12 protein-coding genes, 1 tRNA gene and 2 pseudogenes are annotated in these 15,845 nt (G+C 71.0%); 1 reads left to right on the top strand and 14 read right to left on the bottom strand.

What is annotated here, in order from left to right; all coding sequences use genetic code 11:
• Window positions 1-4: 4 nt before the first annotated feature.
• From hcaB to mfd, 12 genes and pseudogenes are all read right to left on the bottom strand, one after another.
• The gene (gene hcaB / locus R0146_RS09040) at window positions 5-793 is read right to left on the bottom strand and encodes a 3-(cis-5,6-dihydroxycyclohexa-1,3-dien-1-yl)propanoate dehydrogenase (protein WP_317688895.1); all 789 of its coding nucleotides are present in this window, start codon (window positions 791-793) and stop codon (window positions 5-7) included.
• Window positions 790-1,098, bottom strand: coding sequence for a hypothetical protein (locus tag R0146_RS09035; protein ID WP_317688892.1), 309 nt, complete (start codon window positions 1,096-1,098; stop codon window positions 790-792). The genes hcaB and R0146_RS09035 overlap by 4 nt, the downstream gene beginning before the upstream one ends.
• A gap of 7 nt (window positions 1,099-1,105) precedes the next feature.
• Window positions 1,106-1,693, bottom strand: coding sequence for a 3-phenylpropionate/cinnamic acid dioxygenase subunit beta (locus R0146_RS09030; RefSeq protein ID WP_317688890.1), 588 nt, complete (start codon window positions 1,691-1,693; stop codon window positions 1,106-1,108).
• Window positions 1,690-3,138 (bottom strand): aromatic ring-hydroxylating dioxygenase subunit alpha, encoded by a 1,449-nt coding sequence (locus R0146_RS09025; protein ID WP_317688888.1) that lies wholly within the window; start codon window positions 3,136-3,138, stop codon window positions 1,690-1,692. Before R0146_RS09025 ends, R0146_RS09030 begins: the two co-directional genes overlap by 4 nt.
• A gap of 613 nt (window positions 3,139-3,751) precedes the next feature.
• Window positions 3,752-3,824 (bottom strand) — tRNA-Leu (locus R0146_RS09020).
• Between the two features lie 90 nt (window positions 3,825-3,914).
• Window positions 3,915-4,856, bottom strand: a complete 942-nt coding sequence (locus tag R0146_RS09015; protein WP_317688886.1) for a Ppx/GppA phosphatase family protein — start codon at window positions 4,854-4,856, stop codon at window positions 3,915-3,917.
• Window positions 4,857-4,984: 128 nt separating this feature from the next.
• A pseudogene (locus tag R0146_RS09010) lies at window positions 4,985-5,464 on the bottom strand (DUF501 domain-containing protein); the annotation flags it as partial.
• Window positions 5,465-5,653: 189 nt separating this feature from the next.
• Window positions 5,654-6,388, bottom strand: a complete 735-nt coding sequence (locus tag R0146_RS09005; RefSeq protein WP_317688885.1) for an FtsB family cell division protein — start codon at window positions 6,386-6,388, stop codon at window positions 5,654-5,656.
• A 31-nt stretch (window positions 6,389-6,419) separates the two neighbouring features.
• The gene (gene eno, locus R0146_RS09000; RefSeq protein WP_317688883.1) at window positions 6,420-7,697 is read right to left on the bottom strand and encodes a phosphopyruvate hydratase; all 1,278 of its coding nucleotides are present in this window, start codon (window positions 7,695-7,697) and stop codon (window positions 6,420-6,422) included.
• A 117-nt stretch (window positions 7,698-7,814) separates the two neighbouring features.
• A complete protein-coding gene (locus R0146_RS08995) occupies window positions 7,815-8,477 on the bottom strand; it encodes a nucleoside triphosphate pyrophosphohydrolase (protein ID WP_317692360.1) in 663 nt (220 codons plus the stop codon).
• A 124-nt stretch (window positions 8,478-8,601) separates the two neighbouring features.
• On the bottom strand, window positions 8,602-9,123 hold the full coding sequence (locus tag R0146_RS08990; RefSeq protein ID WP_317688881.1) for a hypothetical protein: 522 nt from the start codon (window positions 9,121-9,123) through the stop codon (window positions 8,602-8,604).
• Window positions 9,124-9,334: 211 nt separating this feature from the next.
• Window positions 9,335-12,928, bottom strand: a pseudogene (gene mfd, locus R0146_RS08985) (transcription-repair coupling factor); the annotation flags it as partial.
• 320 nt (window positions 12,929-13,248) lie between these two features.
• Here mfd and R0146_RS08980 point away from each other — a divergent pair.
• On the top strand, window positions 13,249-14,385 hold the full coding sequence (locus tag R0146_RS08980) for a PrsW family intramembrane metalloprotease (protein WP_317688879.1): 1,137 nt from the start codon (window positions 13,249-13,251) through the stop codon (window positions 14,383-14,385).
• A gap of 15 nt (window positions 14,386-14,400) precedes the next feature.
• Here R0146_RS08980 and pth read toward each other — a convergent pair whose 3' ends face one another.
• Window positions 14,401-15,003: an aminoacyl-tRNA hydrolase gene (gene pth / locus R0146_RS08975; protein WP_317692359.1), complete on the bottom strand. Its 603-nt coding sequence runs from the start codon at window positions 15,001-15,003 to the stop codon at window positions 14,401-14,403.
• A 198-nt stretch (window positions 15,004-15,201) separates the two neighbouring features.
• Window positions 15,202-15,798 carry a 50S ribosomal protein L25/general stress protein Ctc gene (locus R0146_RS08970; RefSeq protein ID WP_317688877.1) on the bottom strand — a complete coding sequence of 199 codons (597 nt, stop codon included), beginning with the start codon at window positions 15,796-15,798 and terminating at the stop codon, window positions 15,202-15,204.
• Window positions 15,799-15,845: the final 47 nt, after the last annotated feature.

Genomic DNA, 15,845 nt, shown 5'->3' with positions numbered 1-15,845 from the left:
CGGCTCAGCGCTTGACGGCCATGCCGCCGTCGGGATGGACGACGCCGCCGGTGATGCCCCGGGCGCGGTCGGAGGCGAGGTAGACGTAGCTCCAGGCCATGTCCTGCCCGCTGAGCGCGACGTGCAGCGGGGTGCGGGCGGCGAGGTCCTCGGCGCGGCCGGGAGCGTTCCCGAGCACCTGTTCCTTCAGGCCCAGGGAGTCGAGGCCGCGCAGGTCGGTGTTGAGCGTGCCGCCCGGCGCCACGCCGTTGACCCGGATCTCCGGTGCGAGTTCGTACGCCAGCGAGGTCACCGCACCGCGTACGGCGAACTTGGAGGCCACATAGAGGATGCCGCCGCGGCCCGGGTAGTAGCCCGACGTCGACTCGGTCAGGATGACCGACCCTCGGCCCGACTCCCGCAACGCCGGCAGCGCCGCCTTCACCGCGTGCAGGTGGGACTTGACGTTGACCGAGAACATCTCCGCAAAGGCGTCGTCCAGCAGGTCCGCGTCGAGGTCACCGAGGCCTCGGTAGAAGTCGAAAATGCCGACGCAGTTGACCAGCACGTCGAGGCCGCCGAAGCGCCCCACGGCCACCGCCACAGACTCGTCGTTCGACTCCCGGGTGGTGGCGTCGCCCTGGACCACCGGCACGTCCGACAGCTCGGTGGCCAGCGCGTGGCACTTCGCCTCGTCCTTCTCCAGCACGGCCACCGCCGCACCCTCGGCACGGAAGGCGTCGACGACGGCCCGGCCGATGCCGGAACCGGCGCCGACGACCAGCGCCCGGCGGCCCTCGAGCCAGCCGGTCACTGGTCCTCCGCGATGAGCGACCCGAACGGGTGGCCGACCATGGCAGAGATCGTGGCGGTGCTCTGCCAGGTCAGCGCCTCGAGCTCGAGCGGATCGAGGGTGATCCACTGGCCCGACTTGTGTGAGTCGATCATGAGCCGGGCACCGTTGCGGGTCTCCACCCGGATCACCCGGATCTCGGCGAACTCGTTGGAGATCACCAGCGGCTCACCGACCTGATGCTCGAGGAACTCGGCCCGCTGCTGCGCCGCACGCAGCGCCGCCTGACGGTCCTCCTCCTCGCCTTCCCATTCAAGTCTCTTCATCACTGCCTCACAGGAAGATCGCCAGGTTCTGCGTACGCAGCACCGACTCGTCGACCGCGATATGACGACGCGCGAGGCGCCAGCCGTCCGCGGTCTGCCGCAGCAGGTCCTCGCGACCGGCCGAGATGATCGAGGGCTCGTTCATGTCGCCGCGGCTGCGGAAGAGCAGCTCGGCGGAGTCGACGATGATCTCGTCGTCGGTGGCGGTGGCGAAGGTGCGCACGTTGGTCACGTAGTGACGCAGCCGCGACGGCGGGTCCTCGGTCCAGGCATGCTCGGTGGCGAAGCGCGCCACCCGCCGGGAGAGCGAGTATTTGTTCTCGTCGTAGTGCGCCATCTCGGTCGCGGTGTCGAAGCCGGCGCCCAAGGCGGTGGTCACCTTGACCGGCATGTAGTAGTGGACGTCCTCGGTGAGCAGGTCGAGCCACTCCTCGTAGCGCTGCTGGTCGAGCAGGTGCGCCTCGTCGACGATCCAGCGCTGGGCGGCGAGGTGGCGGGAATCGTCGAAGGCCAGGGTCACACCGACCCGGGTCGTGGTGGACGCGTAGCCGCCGAGCTGGGAGCGGGTGCCGTCGATGGGGTAATGAGTCGTCACTTCGCGACCTCGATCTTCTCTTCGGTGTTGGCGATGTCGTCACAGTCGGTGTCACAGGTCGTGCCGGCGATCGTGCCGCGGATCGCGCCGCCGAGGGAGACGTTGCCGGCGTCGGCCGGGCCCTGCTCGATCAGGTCGGCCCAGCAGTCCAGCAGGTGGCGCTGGTTGTATTCGCCGTAGCCGACGTGGGAGACCCCCGGACCGGCCCACTTGTCGGGGCCGAGCGGGGCGACGACCTCGGAGCCGTCCATCTTGATGCCCATCCGGCCGTTCAGGTGCAGGCGGCGAGCCATCGAGCCGCCGGCCGTGTTGGTCAGCGAGACCCAGTTCTCGATGTCGTCCTGCTCGAACATGCCGGACGATCCGAAGCACATCAGGTACGCCTTGTAGGAGAGCTTCTTGTACTCCTCCGGGGCGTTCTTGTCGACCAGGAACCAGGACAGGACTTCGGTCTCGTTCTCGCTGATCGGCTGCCACTGACGCAGCGAGACGAAGGGCAGGACGTCGTCGGAGTCCTCGACCTTGGGCCAGTTGTGGACCAGGGAGAGGTTCGGGAAGAGCGAGGACGCCGAGATCATGAAGCCGTTCTCGCCGATGATGTCCTGCTGCTCGGGCGACCAGGTCTCCTTCATCCGGGCGATCATCTCGTCGGGGTAGCCGACGTACGCCAGCCGCTCCTCGAGGGTGCCCTGCGGCAGCTTGTAGGTGGTGCCACCGCCGTTGCCGGCCCAGTAGGTGGTGCCGTCCTTGCGCTTCTCCGCCTTGGGCTCGCGGAACAGGCCGATCTCCACGACCGACATGTGGGTCTGCGGGGTGTGGTAGATGTCGCCGGCGAAGTTCTCCACGCCGACCTTCCAGTTGGCCTTGACGCGCCAGCGCTGCGGGCCGCGCACCTCCACGCCGTCGGCGCTCTGCTTGGTGTAGAAGTCGAGGTAGAACCGGTAGTCGCCGAGGAAGTCCTCGAGCGGTTCGGCGTCCGGATCCATGCTGACGAAGATCAGACCGTTGTAGGAATCGACCGACGGGGCCTGCAGCAGGGTCTGACCCTTGCGCGCGAAGCCCTCCTCGCCGCCGTACGCCTCCTGGTGGAAGGGCAGACCGACGATCCGGCCATCGTTGCGGTAGGACCAGCCGTGGTAGGGGCAGCGGAAGTGCGAGGCGTTGCCGACCTCGGCGCGGCAGACCTGCATGCCCCGGTGCAGGCACATGTTGAACATCACGCGTACCTCACCGTCGTTGCCACGGGCGACGATGAACGAGTTGTCCACGACCCGGCGGACGACGTAGTCCCCGACGTTCGGGATCTCCGACTCATGGGCCACGAAGAGCCAGGCGCGGCTGAAGACGGCATCCTTCTCCGCCTCGAAGACTTCGCGGTCGTTGTAGATGTGCGCAGGCAGCATGCCCGCCCGCACCGCTTCCAGAACGGCTTCCTGATCACGCATACAAGAATCTCCTTCGACTCTGCTGTTCAGAACATGATTCTGGGCTACAGAGAAGACGGGCGCAAGAGGGCGGACCAGATTCTTGTGACCGGAGTCTCATCGGGACGCACCCAAGGACGGGCATCCGCCGGCTCGACGGGTTGCTGCGCTCTTGCACCGCCGACGCCAGCGGCAATGTACGCCTCGACCTGGACGAGCTCGGGCGCATGGCGAACCTCAGCGGCCGGATGTCGCCGCGGGGCTGATCGGGCGCCCGACACGTACCCCCTGGCCGGCGCAGCCACCCCACATCCTCGCCTCCCTGCGGTCATGCGTTCTGTCGATGCGTTCGTGTGTGTCATCACGCACCAACGCATGAACGGAACGCAGAGGTCGGCCGTCGAGCGTCGCACCTTGGGCTGAGTCGCACCGCGGACCGAACAGCGTCGTGAAGCGGCCGGACTCGGCGGCCCCCGAGGAAGGAACGACGACGGGGTCAGTGGACCCGACGGATCCTGCGCAGCTCCTCCGCCGCACCCTCGGGATCCCGTAGCGCCATCAGAGGACTGTTGACGACAGCGAGCCCGACAGCTGATCCGGCGAACAGGAACGTCAACGGCCAGGACGCCTGAGGTGCCCCCGATGGGATTCGAACCCATACTGTGGCGGGTTTAAGCCGCCTGCCTCTGCCGTTGGGCTACGGGGGCCGTCAGGCCGGATCGTACGTCCTCCGCGGATCCCGGCACCGGTGGATCCTACCGACGGATCGCTGACGACGAATCGTACGGTCGGGGCGGTCAGTCGCCGCGCAACGCCCAAGCGGCCACCCCGTCCAGGATGTCGGTCTCGGAGACCAGCAGCCCGGGCACGTCGAGCCGGCGGGAGATCCGTTCCAGGATCACCGCGCCTGCGGTGATCACCTCGGCCCGCTTCGGGTGCAGCGACGGGATCCGGCACAACTCGGCGACCGTACTTGCGCAGCACCGGTCGGCCAGCGCGCGCAGCGCGGGCAGCGGCATCCGGGCGCCGTGGACGGCGTCACGGTCGTACGCCGGCAGCTCCAGGTGGGCGGCCATCAAGGAGGTGACGGTGCCGGCGACGCCGACCCATTCGCGGACCGACCCGAAGTCGATGCCGGTCGCGTCGAGCGCGGTGTCGACCAGGTCGCGGGTGGCCCGGAGCTGTGCCGCGTCCGGCGGGTCGCCGGGCAGCGTACGTTCCCGCAGCCGGACCGACCCGATGTCGAGGGAGACCAGGAAGTCGACCGCGCCGTCGGGGTCCCCCAGGGCGAACTCGGTCGAACCGCCGCCGACGTCGGTGACCAGCACCGGGCCGACGACCTCCACCCCTGCCGCGCGCAGACCGCGGACCGCCCCGGTGAAGGACAGCTCGGCCTCCCGGTCACCGGAGATCACCAGGGGTTCGACACCGAGCCGCTCGCGGACCCCGGCCGCGAAGACGTCGCGGTTGGAGACGTCGCGGGCAGCGGAGGTCGCCACCATCCGGATGTGTGCCGGGTCGATCCCGGCCTCCCGGATCAGGGCGGCGTATTCGTCGAGCGCGACGAACGTACGGTCCAGCGCGGCCGCGGAGAACGCGCCGGTGGCGTCGACCCCCTCCCCGAGCCGGACGATCCGCAGCTGGCGGGAGAGCTCGACCGGCGCACCGCCGGCCGGAGCACGCTCCACCAGGAGCAGGCGCAGTGAGTTGGTCCCGCAGTCGATCCCCGCGGCCCGCATCAGGCCCGATCCTCCGCGCTGTCGGGCCGCGGCGCCCTGTCGGTCTGCGGACCGGCGTCTCCCTCCGCGCTGTCGGGCCGCGAACCGGCGTCCCCCGCCGCGACAGCGCTGGCCGCCCCGTCCGTCAGGCACGGGTGCGCCCAGAACTCGCCCAGCGCCGCCAGCGTCTCGTCGCCCAGCGGGTTGACCCCCGGTCCGGCGGCCAGCGCGTGGCCGGCGAGCACGTGCAGGCACTTGACCCGGGTCGGCATCCCGCCGGCGCTGATCCCGTCGATCTCCTCGACGTGGCCGAGCGCCTCGCGATCGGCCAGGTAGGCCTCGTGGGCCCGTCGGTAGCCGGCGGCCAGGTCGGGGTCGGCGCCGAGCCGATCGGTCATCTCAGTCATCAACCCGGACGCCTCGAGAGTCGAGCAACCGGCGGTGGCCCGCGGGCAGGTCAGGTAGTACGTGGTCGGGAACGGAGTGCCGTCCGGCAGCCGCGGCTCGGTCGCCACGACACCGGGCTTGCCGCACGGGCAGCGCCAGGCGACCCCGACCACGCCCCGCGGCATCCGGCCGAGTTGGGCGGCGATCAGCTGCTCGTCGTGGGGACTCATCGGTTCGACCATGCCGCCCAGTCTCCCATGTCGGCGTACGGCCGGGCCGCCTCGACCACTGCACCCGATGCGACCACTGCACCCGATGCGACCACTGCACCCGATGCGACCACAGGGCCCGATGCCGACACCCCCGACACACCCGCGGCGCCCGACGGCTCGGAGCACCGGGCACCAGGCACCGGAAGGGAGCGGGCCCGCTCAGGGGGTGGGCCCGGTCTCCGGCACCGAGGTGAGCGTACGGGAGCCGCTCGGGCCCTTGCCGGCACTCCCGCTGTCGGCCGCAGGCGATGCCGTCGGGTCGGCGGCATCCGGGGTCGACGTGCCGACCGGCACATCGGTCGCCGGCGTCGGACGGTCGGCGGTGGTGGTGCTGCCCCACATCTTCATCCACCACGCGTCGGTGGCCGGGGTGGCCTGGTCGGAGCGCTGGCTGTCCAGCCGGGCGCCTTCCAGAGGCTTGCCGTCGGCGCCGATGACGCGGTAGCCGGTCTCCCCCGGCATCACCCAGCCGAGACGCTGCCGGGCCTGCTGGCGGACGTACGCAGGGTCGTCCCAGGCGGCGATCTGACGGTTCAGATCGTCGATCGCCTGCCGGCGCTGGGTGATCTCGACGCTCAGCTCGGCCAGCTGGCGCTGCTGGCGGAAGTAGATCTGCAAGCTGGCCGCCGCGGAGATGACGAGCACCCCGACCACCGTGCCCAGCAGGACCAGCCGCAGGGCGGCGCTGGGACCGCCCGGACGGGCCCGGTCAGCGGAGCCGTCGCCGGGACGACCGGGATCGGATGAGGCGGACGAGGCGGACGAGCCGGACGAGCCGGTGCGGTCGCGGTCGCCGGAGCCCTCCCCCGCGGACAACGAACGGGAGCCGGCCCGATCCCGAGGTGCCCCTCGGTCCGGTCCGGCTCCCGTCCTGGTCTGTCCCTGCTCCGCCACGTCCTCCAGTGTGGCCGATCAGGTCAGGAAATCACGCCTGGAAACGCGGGAAGGCGCTGCGGCCGGCGTACTCGGCGGCCTCGTCCAGCTCCTCCTCGATACGGAGCAGCTGGTTGTACTTGGCGACGCGGTCCGTACGGGCCGGGGCGCCGGTCTTCATCTGGCCACAGCCGCAGGCGACGGCGAGGTCGGCGATGGTGACGTCCTCGGTCTCGCCGGAGCGGTGCGACATCATGGTGCGGAAGCCGTTGCGGTGGGCGAGGTCGACCGCGTCGAGGGTCTCGCTCAGCGAACCGATCTGGTTCACCTTGACCAGCAGGGCGTTGGCGGCCTTCTCGTCGATGCCGCGCTGCAGGCGCTCGACGTTGGTGACGAACAGGTCGTCGCCGACCAGCTGGACCTTGTCACCGATCTTGGCGGTGATCTTCTTCCAGCCTTCCCAGTCCTCCTCGTCCAGCGGGTCCTCGATGGAGACGATCGGGAAGCGGTCGACCCACTCCTCGTAGATGGCGATCATCTCGTCGGCGGTCTTCTCGGAGCCCTCGAAGACGTACGCACCGTTCTTGTGGAACTCGGAGGAGGCGACGTCCAGAGCCATCGCGACGTCCTCGCCCGGCTTCAGACCGGCGGCCACGATGGCCTCGGAGATCAGCTCGAGGGCGGCGACGTTGGCCGGCAGGTTCGGGGCGAAGCCGCCCTCGTCGCCCAGACCGGTCGACAGTCCCTTGTCCTTGAGGACCTTCTTGAGGGCGTGGTAGACGCTGGCGCCCCACTCGAGGGCCTCGCGGAAGGTGGAGGCGCCGATCGGGGCGATCATGAACTCCTGGACGTCGACGTCGGAGTCGGCGTGCGCGCCACCGTTGAGGATGTTCATCATCGGCACGGGGAGGATGTGCGCCGAGGGGCCGCCGACGTAGCGGTAGAGCGGCAGGTCGGCCGACTGGGCGGCCGCGTGCGCGATGGCCAGGGAGACGCCGAGGATCGCGTTGGCGCCCAGCTTGGCCTTGTTCGGGGTGCCGTCCAGCTCGATCATGGCCTGGTCGATCAGGCGCTGCTCGGAGGCCTCGAGGCCCAGCAGCTCGGGAGCGATCTGCTCGATGACGTTCTCGACGGCCTTCAGGACGCCCTTGCCGCCGTAGCGCGCATCGCCGTCACGCAGCTCGACCGCCTCGAACTGTCCGGTGGAAGCGCCGGACGGGACGTCGGCACGGCCCTGGGTGTCGTCGTCGAGGATGACCTCGACCTCGACCGTCGGGTTGCCGCGCGAGTCGAGAATCTCGCGGGCGTCGATGAATTCGATGCTTGCCACGGTGGTTGCCTTTCGATCAGCCTCTGACATGCGGCGGGACTGCCGGAGGCAGCACTCCCGCGCTCAGGTCCCAGCCTAGACACATGGGTTCCACCCGGTGGAGGGACCCCCTCGGGGTCAGAGATCCTCGGAGTCGGTCTCGGTGTCCGCGACGACCGCCGACCCGACGGGCTCGGCGCCCTCAGCCGCTTCCGCGCGCACCACCGCCGCCTCGAGGCGGCGCAACGCGTCGCGGGTGGCCTGCTCGGGGTCGACGCCGCCGGCCCGGGCCCGGCTCACCAGGCCGAGGATCGTACGCCCCAGTTCCTCGGCGTCGATCGGGTCGGTCGGCAGGTCGACGCCCTGGCCGGCCAGGTCGACCTGGTGGGAGGCGGCCCGGCCGATCACCTTGTTCGCCCGGTGCATCGCGGACAGCTGCTGCGGGATGCCGTCCAAGGCGGACGTCCGTCCCTTCAGCCGGCGTTTGCGCTGCTCCCAGGTCGCGTCGAGGTCGTCGGGGACGTCCTCGGCCGCGAAGATGTACGGATGCCGGGCGATGAGCTTGTCGGCGACACCGCGGGCGATGTCGTCGATGTCGAAGCCTTCACCGCCCGGTTCCGCAGCGATCGCCGCATGGAAGACGACCTGCAGCAACAGGTCGCCGAGTTCCTCGCGCAGGTGCGCCGGCTCCCCCGTCTCGATCGCCTCCACGGTCTCCATCGTCTCCTCGACCAGGTACTGCACCAAGGAGCGATGGGTCTGTTCGGCGTCCCATGGACAGTCCTCGCGGAGGATGCCCATCACCTCGACGAAGCGGTCGAGCTGCGGGTGCGGGGTGCCGGACGTGGCGAGTGGGATGGCGCGCGGAGCACGGGGTGGGATGGCGCGCGGAGCACGGGGGGTGTCGCGAGGAGCCACCGGTGGCTCAGTTCGTCGAGACGGGCACCGACAGCGAGCCGGTGCCGGTGACCAGGCTCATCTGCTTGGTGTCCCAGGTGCCGAAGCGCGGATTGACAGCGATCCTCGTGGTGGCCTGCTGGGCGGCCATCGCCTCGGCGCCGAACGCCTGCTGGGCGTGCACGACGTCCCCGACGGCCTCGGCGTACGGCCGGGCGTCCGGGTCGCTCTGCAGCTGCGTCCCGCCCGGCACGGAGGCGAGCGCGGCGTCCCGGTCGGCCGGGGTGATCGGCTTGCCGGCCTTCTGGGCCGCACCGTCCGCGAGCGACTGCGACACCAGCGCCGCCACCACGAGCTGCTCGTCGCGCAGGGTCACCGAGTCGCCGCGGACCGACGAGGCCACCGCGGTGGCCGTCTTCTCCACCTCGGCGATGGACACCCGCTGTCCGTTGATCACCACCGCGTCGGAGCCGGTGCCGCCGGCACACCCGGTGAGGGTGAGGATGATGGCCCCCGCGGCAGCGAGGGCGGGCAGTGCGCGAAGCGCCATGGTGTCTCCCGTCGAGCGTCTGGTCGTCGGCCCGATCCTACGCGCCTCGGCGAGGTCGCCCGGCCGGGCCACCTCGCCGAGCGGTCTGCTCCTTCGCCACCGGCCGCTGCGTACGCGCCGTGCTCCCCCGCTGCTGCCCGGACCGCGGGACGGTGTCGGTCCCCCGGGTCGGCGCACCGCTCGCCGCGGGCGCCGCAGCGGAGGCGGCTGCGGGTCGACTCCCCGGTGCCGGCGGCAGGGTGAGCACCTCGCGGACCACCTGGTCGGCCCAGGCCAGCAGGTCGCGGTTCTGCAGCGGACGGCCGCCCAGCGGTGACGTGGTGGGCCGCGGGATGATGACCTGGCCGGCCGGCGCCTTGTAGACGCTCTTGGGGTGCAGCCGGGCCAGCTTGAGCTGACGTGACTCGGGCAGCCGGACCGCCGCGAACCGTACGCTCGAGCCCTGCACGATCACCTCCCGCAGACCGGCCGCCTTGGCGCGCAGCCGGAATCCGGCGACCGCCAGCAGGGTCTCCACCGGATCGGGCAGTGGCCCGTAGCGGTCCTCCAGTTCGGCGCGGACCTCGGCCAGGTCGGCGTCGGAGCGCACCTCGGCGATCGTCTTGTACATCTCTAGGCGCAGCCGTTCCGAGCCGATGTAGTCCTCCGGCAGATGGGCGTCGACCGGCAGTTCGATCCGGGTGTCCGTCTCCTCCTCGACGTCGGCGTCGCCCCGGTACTCGGCCACCGCCTCGCCGACGAGCCGTACGTAGAGGTCGAAGCCGACGTCGGCGATGTGGCCGGACTGCTGGCCGCCGAGCAGGTTGCCCGCACCGCGCATCTCCAGGTCCTTGGTGGCGATCGCCATCCCGGCGCCGATGTCGGTGTTCGCCGCCAGCGTCGCCAGCCGGTCATGGGCGTCCTGGGAGAGCGGCTTGTCCGGCGGGTAGAGGAAGTAGCAGTAGCCCCGCTCCCGGCTGCGGCCGACCCGGCCCCGCAGCTGGTGCAGCTGGGACAGGCCCATCTGGTCGGAGCGCTCGACGATCAGAGTGTTGGCGGTGGCGATGTCCAGGCCGGCCTCGACGATGGTGGTGGCGACCAGCACGTCGGCGCGCCGCTCCCAGAAGTCGAGCATCACCTGTTCGAGCTGACGCTCCCCCATCTGGCCGTGCGCGGTGACCACCCGGGCCTCGGGGACGAGTTCGCGGATCCGGGCAGCGGCCCGGTCGATGGTCTGCACCCGGTTGTGCACGTAGAAGACCTGGCCCTCGCGGAGCAGCTCACGGCGGATCGCGGCGGTGACCTGGCCCTCGTCGTATGCCCCGGCGAAGGTGAGCACCGGATGGCGCTCCTCCGGCGGGGTGGCGATGGTCGACATCTCCCGGATGCCGGTGATCGCCATCTCCAGGGTGCGCGGGATCGGGGTGGCCGACATGGCGAGCACGTCGACGTTCATCCGCATCTTCTTCAGCTGTTCCTTGTGCTCCACCCCGAAGCGCTGCTCCTCGTCGACGATCACCAGGCCGAGGTCCTTGAAGACCACTTCCTGGGAGAGCAGCCGATGGGTGCCGACGATCACGTCGACCTTGCCGGCCGACAGGTCGTCCAGCACCTGGCGGGCCTGCTTGTCGGTCTGGAACCGGGACAGCGCCGCCACCCGCACCGGGAAACCGGCATAACGCTCGGCGAAGGTGTTGTAGTGCTGGGTGACCAGCAGGGTGGTCGGCACCAGGATGGCCACCTGCTTGGAGTCCATCACCGCCTTGAACGCGGCCCGTACGGCGATCTCGGTCTTGCCGTAGCCCACATCGCCACAGATCAGCCGGTCCATCGGCACGGTCTGCTCCATGTCGTGCTTGACCTCGTCGATCGCCGAGAGCTGGTCAGGGGTCTCGGTGTAGTCGAAGGCGTCCTCCAGCTCGCGCTGCATGGTGGAGTCGGCACTGAAGGCGAAGCCCTTGGCAGCCTGCCGGGCGGCGTAGAGCCGGACCAGTTCGCCGGCGATCTCCTTGACCGCGCTGCGCGCCCGCGACTTCCGCTTGGCCCAGTCCGAGCCGCCCATCTTGTCCAGGGTCGGCAGCTCGCCACCGACGTAGCGGGTGACCTGGTCGAGCTGCTCCATCGGGACGAACACCCGGTCGCCGGGCTGGCCCTTCTTGCTCGGCGCGTACTCGATGACCATGTAGTCGCGGGTGGCCCCGGCGACCGTACGCTGCATCATCTCGACGTAGCGACCCACCCCGTGGTGCTCGTGCACCACCGGGTCGCCGGGCTTCAGTTCCAGCGGGTCGATGGCCTTGCGGCGGCGGGCCGGCATCTTCCGCTCGGACCGGTCGGTCTGGGCCTGGCCCGACAGGTCACCGGCCGTCCAGACCGCGAGCCGTACGTCGTCGGCCAGGAAACCGTGCCGGATGCCGGTGGTGACCAGTTCCACCACGTGCTCGGCCGGCGGCTCGGTGACGTCGGCCACGACCCGCGCGGCGACGTCGTGCTCGGCGAGCAGGTCGGCCAGCCGCTGGGTGGTGCCGTGCCCCTCGGCCGACATCACCACCCGCCAGCCGTCCCGGACCGCGGCGGCGATCTCGGCCACCGCCCGCTCGGTGTCGCCGGCCCAGCTGTGCGCGTCGCGGGCCTGCAGCGTACGGATCGGCGTCGCGCCGGCCGTGAGATGGGCCAGCGCCTCCGCCGCCACGTCCCGCTCCGCCTCGGGACCGGCGGCGAACGGGGACAGCGTCCACCAGGACTGGCCCAGCTCGAGGGCGTGGGCCCGGACGGCGCCGAGCTCCTGGTAGGAGGAGGCCTGGAGGTCGATCGGGGCGCTGCCGCCGGAGGCGGCGGCCGCCCACCCGGCCTGGAGGAACTCCGCCGAGGTGGTCACCAGGTCGGCCGCCCGAGTGCGGACCAACTCGGGATCGGCGACCAGGACCAACGCGTCGTCGGGCAGCACGTCCAGCAACAGCTCCATCCGGTCGACCAGTGCCGGCGCCAGCGACTCCATACCGTCGGCGCCCAGCCCCTGGGCGATCCGGTCGAGCATCTCGGTCAGTTCCGGATGGTCGGCGACCAGCGCCTCGGCCCTGGCTTTGACCTGTGGGGTCATCAGCAGTTCGCGGCACGGCGAGCAGACGACCTCGTCGAGCGTACGGTCGGTGGAGCGCTGGTCGGCGACCATGAAGTAGCGCAGGTCCTCGACCGTGTCGCCGAAGAAGTCGATCCGGACCGGATGCTCGTGGGTCGGCGGGAACACATCGACGATGCCGCCGCGGACGGCGAACTCTCCGCGCCGCTGCACCATGTCGACCGGCAGGTAGGCGGCGCCGACCAGGTCCTCGGCGACCGCGGAGATGTCGTACTCGGCGCCGCGGCGCAGCCGGACCGGCGTGATGTCGGCCAGACCGGCGACCTGCGGCTGGAGCACCGCACGGACCGGCGCGATGACCACCCGCGGGGCGGGCTTCTCGTCATTGCCGGCCAGCCGCCGCAGCACCTCCAGCCGCCGCCCGACGGTGTCGGAGCGTGGGCTGAGACGCTCGTGCGGCAGGGTCTCCCAGGCCGGATAGTAGGCGGCGACGTCGGCGCCGAGCAGTGCCTGCAGCGCGTCCGACAGCTCCTCGGCCTCCCGATAGGTGGCGGTGACCAGCAGGAACGTACGCTCCGTGCGCCGCACCAGCTCCGCGGTGAGAAAAGCACGGACCGAGCCGGGGGCGGTGATGTCGACGGCGTGCAGGACACCGGCGCGGGCATCGGACACGCACTCGGCGACCACCGGATCGGTGCCCAGGAGGTCGAGGATGCCGGCGAGCCTGCCCGTCACGTGTTCAATCACCGGACAACGGTAGCGCGCGGCCCAGACACCGGCCGCGGAGCGATGTCACCGGGATCGCCTACCCTGTGGCTGTGAGCGACACCCAGCCGCCGAACCAGCAGCGCCCGTCGTGGCGGGGCGGGCCCGTGCCCCCACCGGCGGGCCCCGGACCGGTCCCGCCGGGTCCCGCTCCGTCGCCCTGGCCCGGGCCGCCCGGGCCCCCGTCGCCGTGGGCCCGCCCGTCCACGCCGGCACCGGCGGGATGGGCGTACGGCGCGCCGGCGCCGGCCGAGACGTACCGACCGGTGCAGGTCAGGATGGTCCGCCGGGCAGGTGCCCCGTTGGCCGGCCTCATCCTGGCCGCCATCGGCGCCGCCGTCGTGGTCTACCTCGCCCTGTCCGGTGCGACCACGCCCGGCACCTTCATCGGGGCCGTCGTGCTCGCCACCGTCGGCGCCGTCGTGGTGATCGCCTGCTACATGTGGCTGGACCGTTGGGAGCCCGAGCCGCCCGCCTACCTGATCTGGGCCTTCCTGTGGGGCGGCGGTGTCGCGACGGTCGGCGCGATGCTGATCGAGGAGCTGTTGTCGCTGCTCGCCTTCGACGGCAGCGACGTGCTGTCCGCGGCGGTCGGTGCCCCGTTGGCCGAGGAGACCCTCAAGGGCGCCTTCCTGCTGGTGATGCTCACCGGCGTCCGTCGTCGCGAGATGACCTCGCTGACCGACACCCTGGTGTACGCCGGGATGTCCGGGATCGGCTTCGCGTTCGTGGAGAACCTGCTCTACTTCTCCACCTCGGACTCGCTGGGCCAGACGACGTTCATGTTCTTCGCCCGCATCCTGATGGGCGCGTTCGCGCACCCCTTCTTCACCACCATGACGGCGCTGGGGGTGTATGCCTCGATGCACCGGCGGCCCACCGGGGCCAAGGTGACCGTCATCCTCCTCGGCCTCGCCGGAGCGATGGTGCTGCACGGCGTGTGGAACTTCTCGTCCTCCTACAGCATCACCGCCTACGTCGTGACGTACGTGGTGGTGATGGTGCCGGCGTTCATCGTGCTGGTGCGCCAGGCGATCCGGTCGCGGCGGCTGGAGGGCATGGTGGTGCGACGGGAGTTGCCCGAGATGGTGTGGAGCGGCCTGATCAGCCCCGAAGAGGCCGGGTGGCTGGGGTCACTGCGCACCCGGGCGGCCCGGACCAAGGGCCTGCCACGGGAGGAGGCCCGGGCGGTGGCCACCTTCACCGACGCGGTGACCGAGTTGGCGTTCGTCCGTGACCGGATCAAACGTGGCTGGTCGACCCCGGAGGTGCAGGCCCAACAGGCCGAGCTGGCGATGTTCGTCGCCGCCCTGCACGCGGCGGCAGCCCCGGTGATCGAGCCGATGACCGGCGGGATCCCGGTGGTTCCGCCGGTGGCACCACCGCCCACCGCGCCGCTGCCGCCGTTCGAACCACGGCCGGGCGGCTGGCGGGGCTGAGACCCGTCGGGCGGCTCAGGAGTTGTAGCGGTTCTGGGCCGCCGGCAGCCCCTCGGTGAGCAGCATCTCCACCGCATCGGCGGCCCGGGCGACCTCGACGGCGACCGTCGCCCGCAGCCCCGCGGGGATCGGCGCGAGGACGAAGTCGGCCGGCGCCTGGCGGCCGGGCGGCCGCCCGATGCCGAACCGGACCCGCAGGAAGTCCCCCGAGTGCAGGTGGGCGCGCATCGACTTCAGGCCGTTGTGGCCGTTGTCGCCGCCGCCCTTCTTGAGCCGCAGCTGGCCCAGGTCGAGGTCCAGTTCGTCGTGGATCGTAACGATCTCGGCGGGCGTGACCCCGTAGAAGCCGGCGAGCCGGCCGACCGCGATCCCCGACTCGTTCATGTACGTGTGGGGCCGGACCAGAGCGAGGCGGACGGCACCGGGGCCGGGGATGCCGAGGCCGAGCGGCCCGATCCGGGTCTCGGCGACATCGGCCCGCATCTTCGGGACCGACTTCAGGCGCACCCCCGCACGGCGGGCGAGCTCGTCGACGACCAGGTAGCCGACGTTGTGCCGGGTGTGGGTATAGGTGGGGCCCGGATTGCCGAGCCCCACCACCAACCACATGTCCGTCAGTCCTTCCGGGCGACGTACGTCACCTCGATCGTCGGCGCCTGTCAGGCGTTCCTGCCGTCAGGCCTCATGCCGTCAGGCGTCATGCCGTCAGGCGTTCCTGCCGTCAGCCGTTCGTACTGTCTGTGTCCTGCCGTCGAGCGATACGGATGCCGGCCGCCCGAGTAAGAGTGTCCCCCGGGAGGGCCACCCTCCGCGAGGTCACTCGGCGGCGGGGGTCTCCTCGGCGGCTTCCGCGGTCTCCTCGGCGGCCTCGACCTCCTCGTGGGACACCGTCACCAGGATCTCCTCGAGATCGCCGACGAAGGCGACACCCTCCGGGAGGGCCAGGTCCTTGGCGGCGACCTGAGCGCCGGCCTCGAGGCCCTCGACGCTGATCTCGATGTCCTCGGGGATGTGGGTGACCGGCGCCTCGAGGCTGATGGTGTTGCGGTCGAGGACCACGGTGGTGGCGGGGGCGGACTCACCGGTGACGAGCACGGCGACCTCGACGACGACCTTCTCGTTGGCGCGGACGGCCAGCAGGTCGACGTGGATCAGGTCGCCGCGGATCGGGTCGCGCTGGATCTGCTTGACCAGCGCCAGGCGCGGGGTGGTCTCACCGGCGACGTTGAGCTCGAGCAGGGCGTTGTCGGTGCGCAGGGCGAGCATCGCCTCGTGACCCGGCAGGGTCAGGTGCAGCGGGTCCATGCCGTGGCCGTAGAGGACGGCGGGGACGAGGTGGGCCCGACGGGTGCGGCGGGAAGCGCCCTTGCCGAACTCGTCGCGGACCTGGACGGAGAGGGTGGCGTCAGCCATGATGACTCCTGGTGTCGGGCCGTCATGCGGGCGGCCGGGATGCTGGA

Source organism: Raineyella sp. LH-20, assembly GCF_033110965.1.
Classification (GTDB): Bacteria; Actinomycetota; Actinomycetes; order Propionibacteriales; family Propionibacteriaceae; genus Raineyella.
The sequence above is the reverse complement of the archived record's forward strand: the minus strand, read 5'-3'. Positions and strand labels throughout refer to the sequence as shown.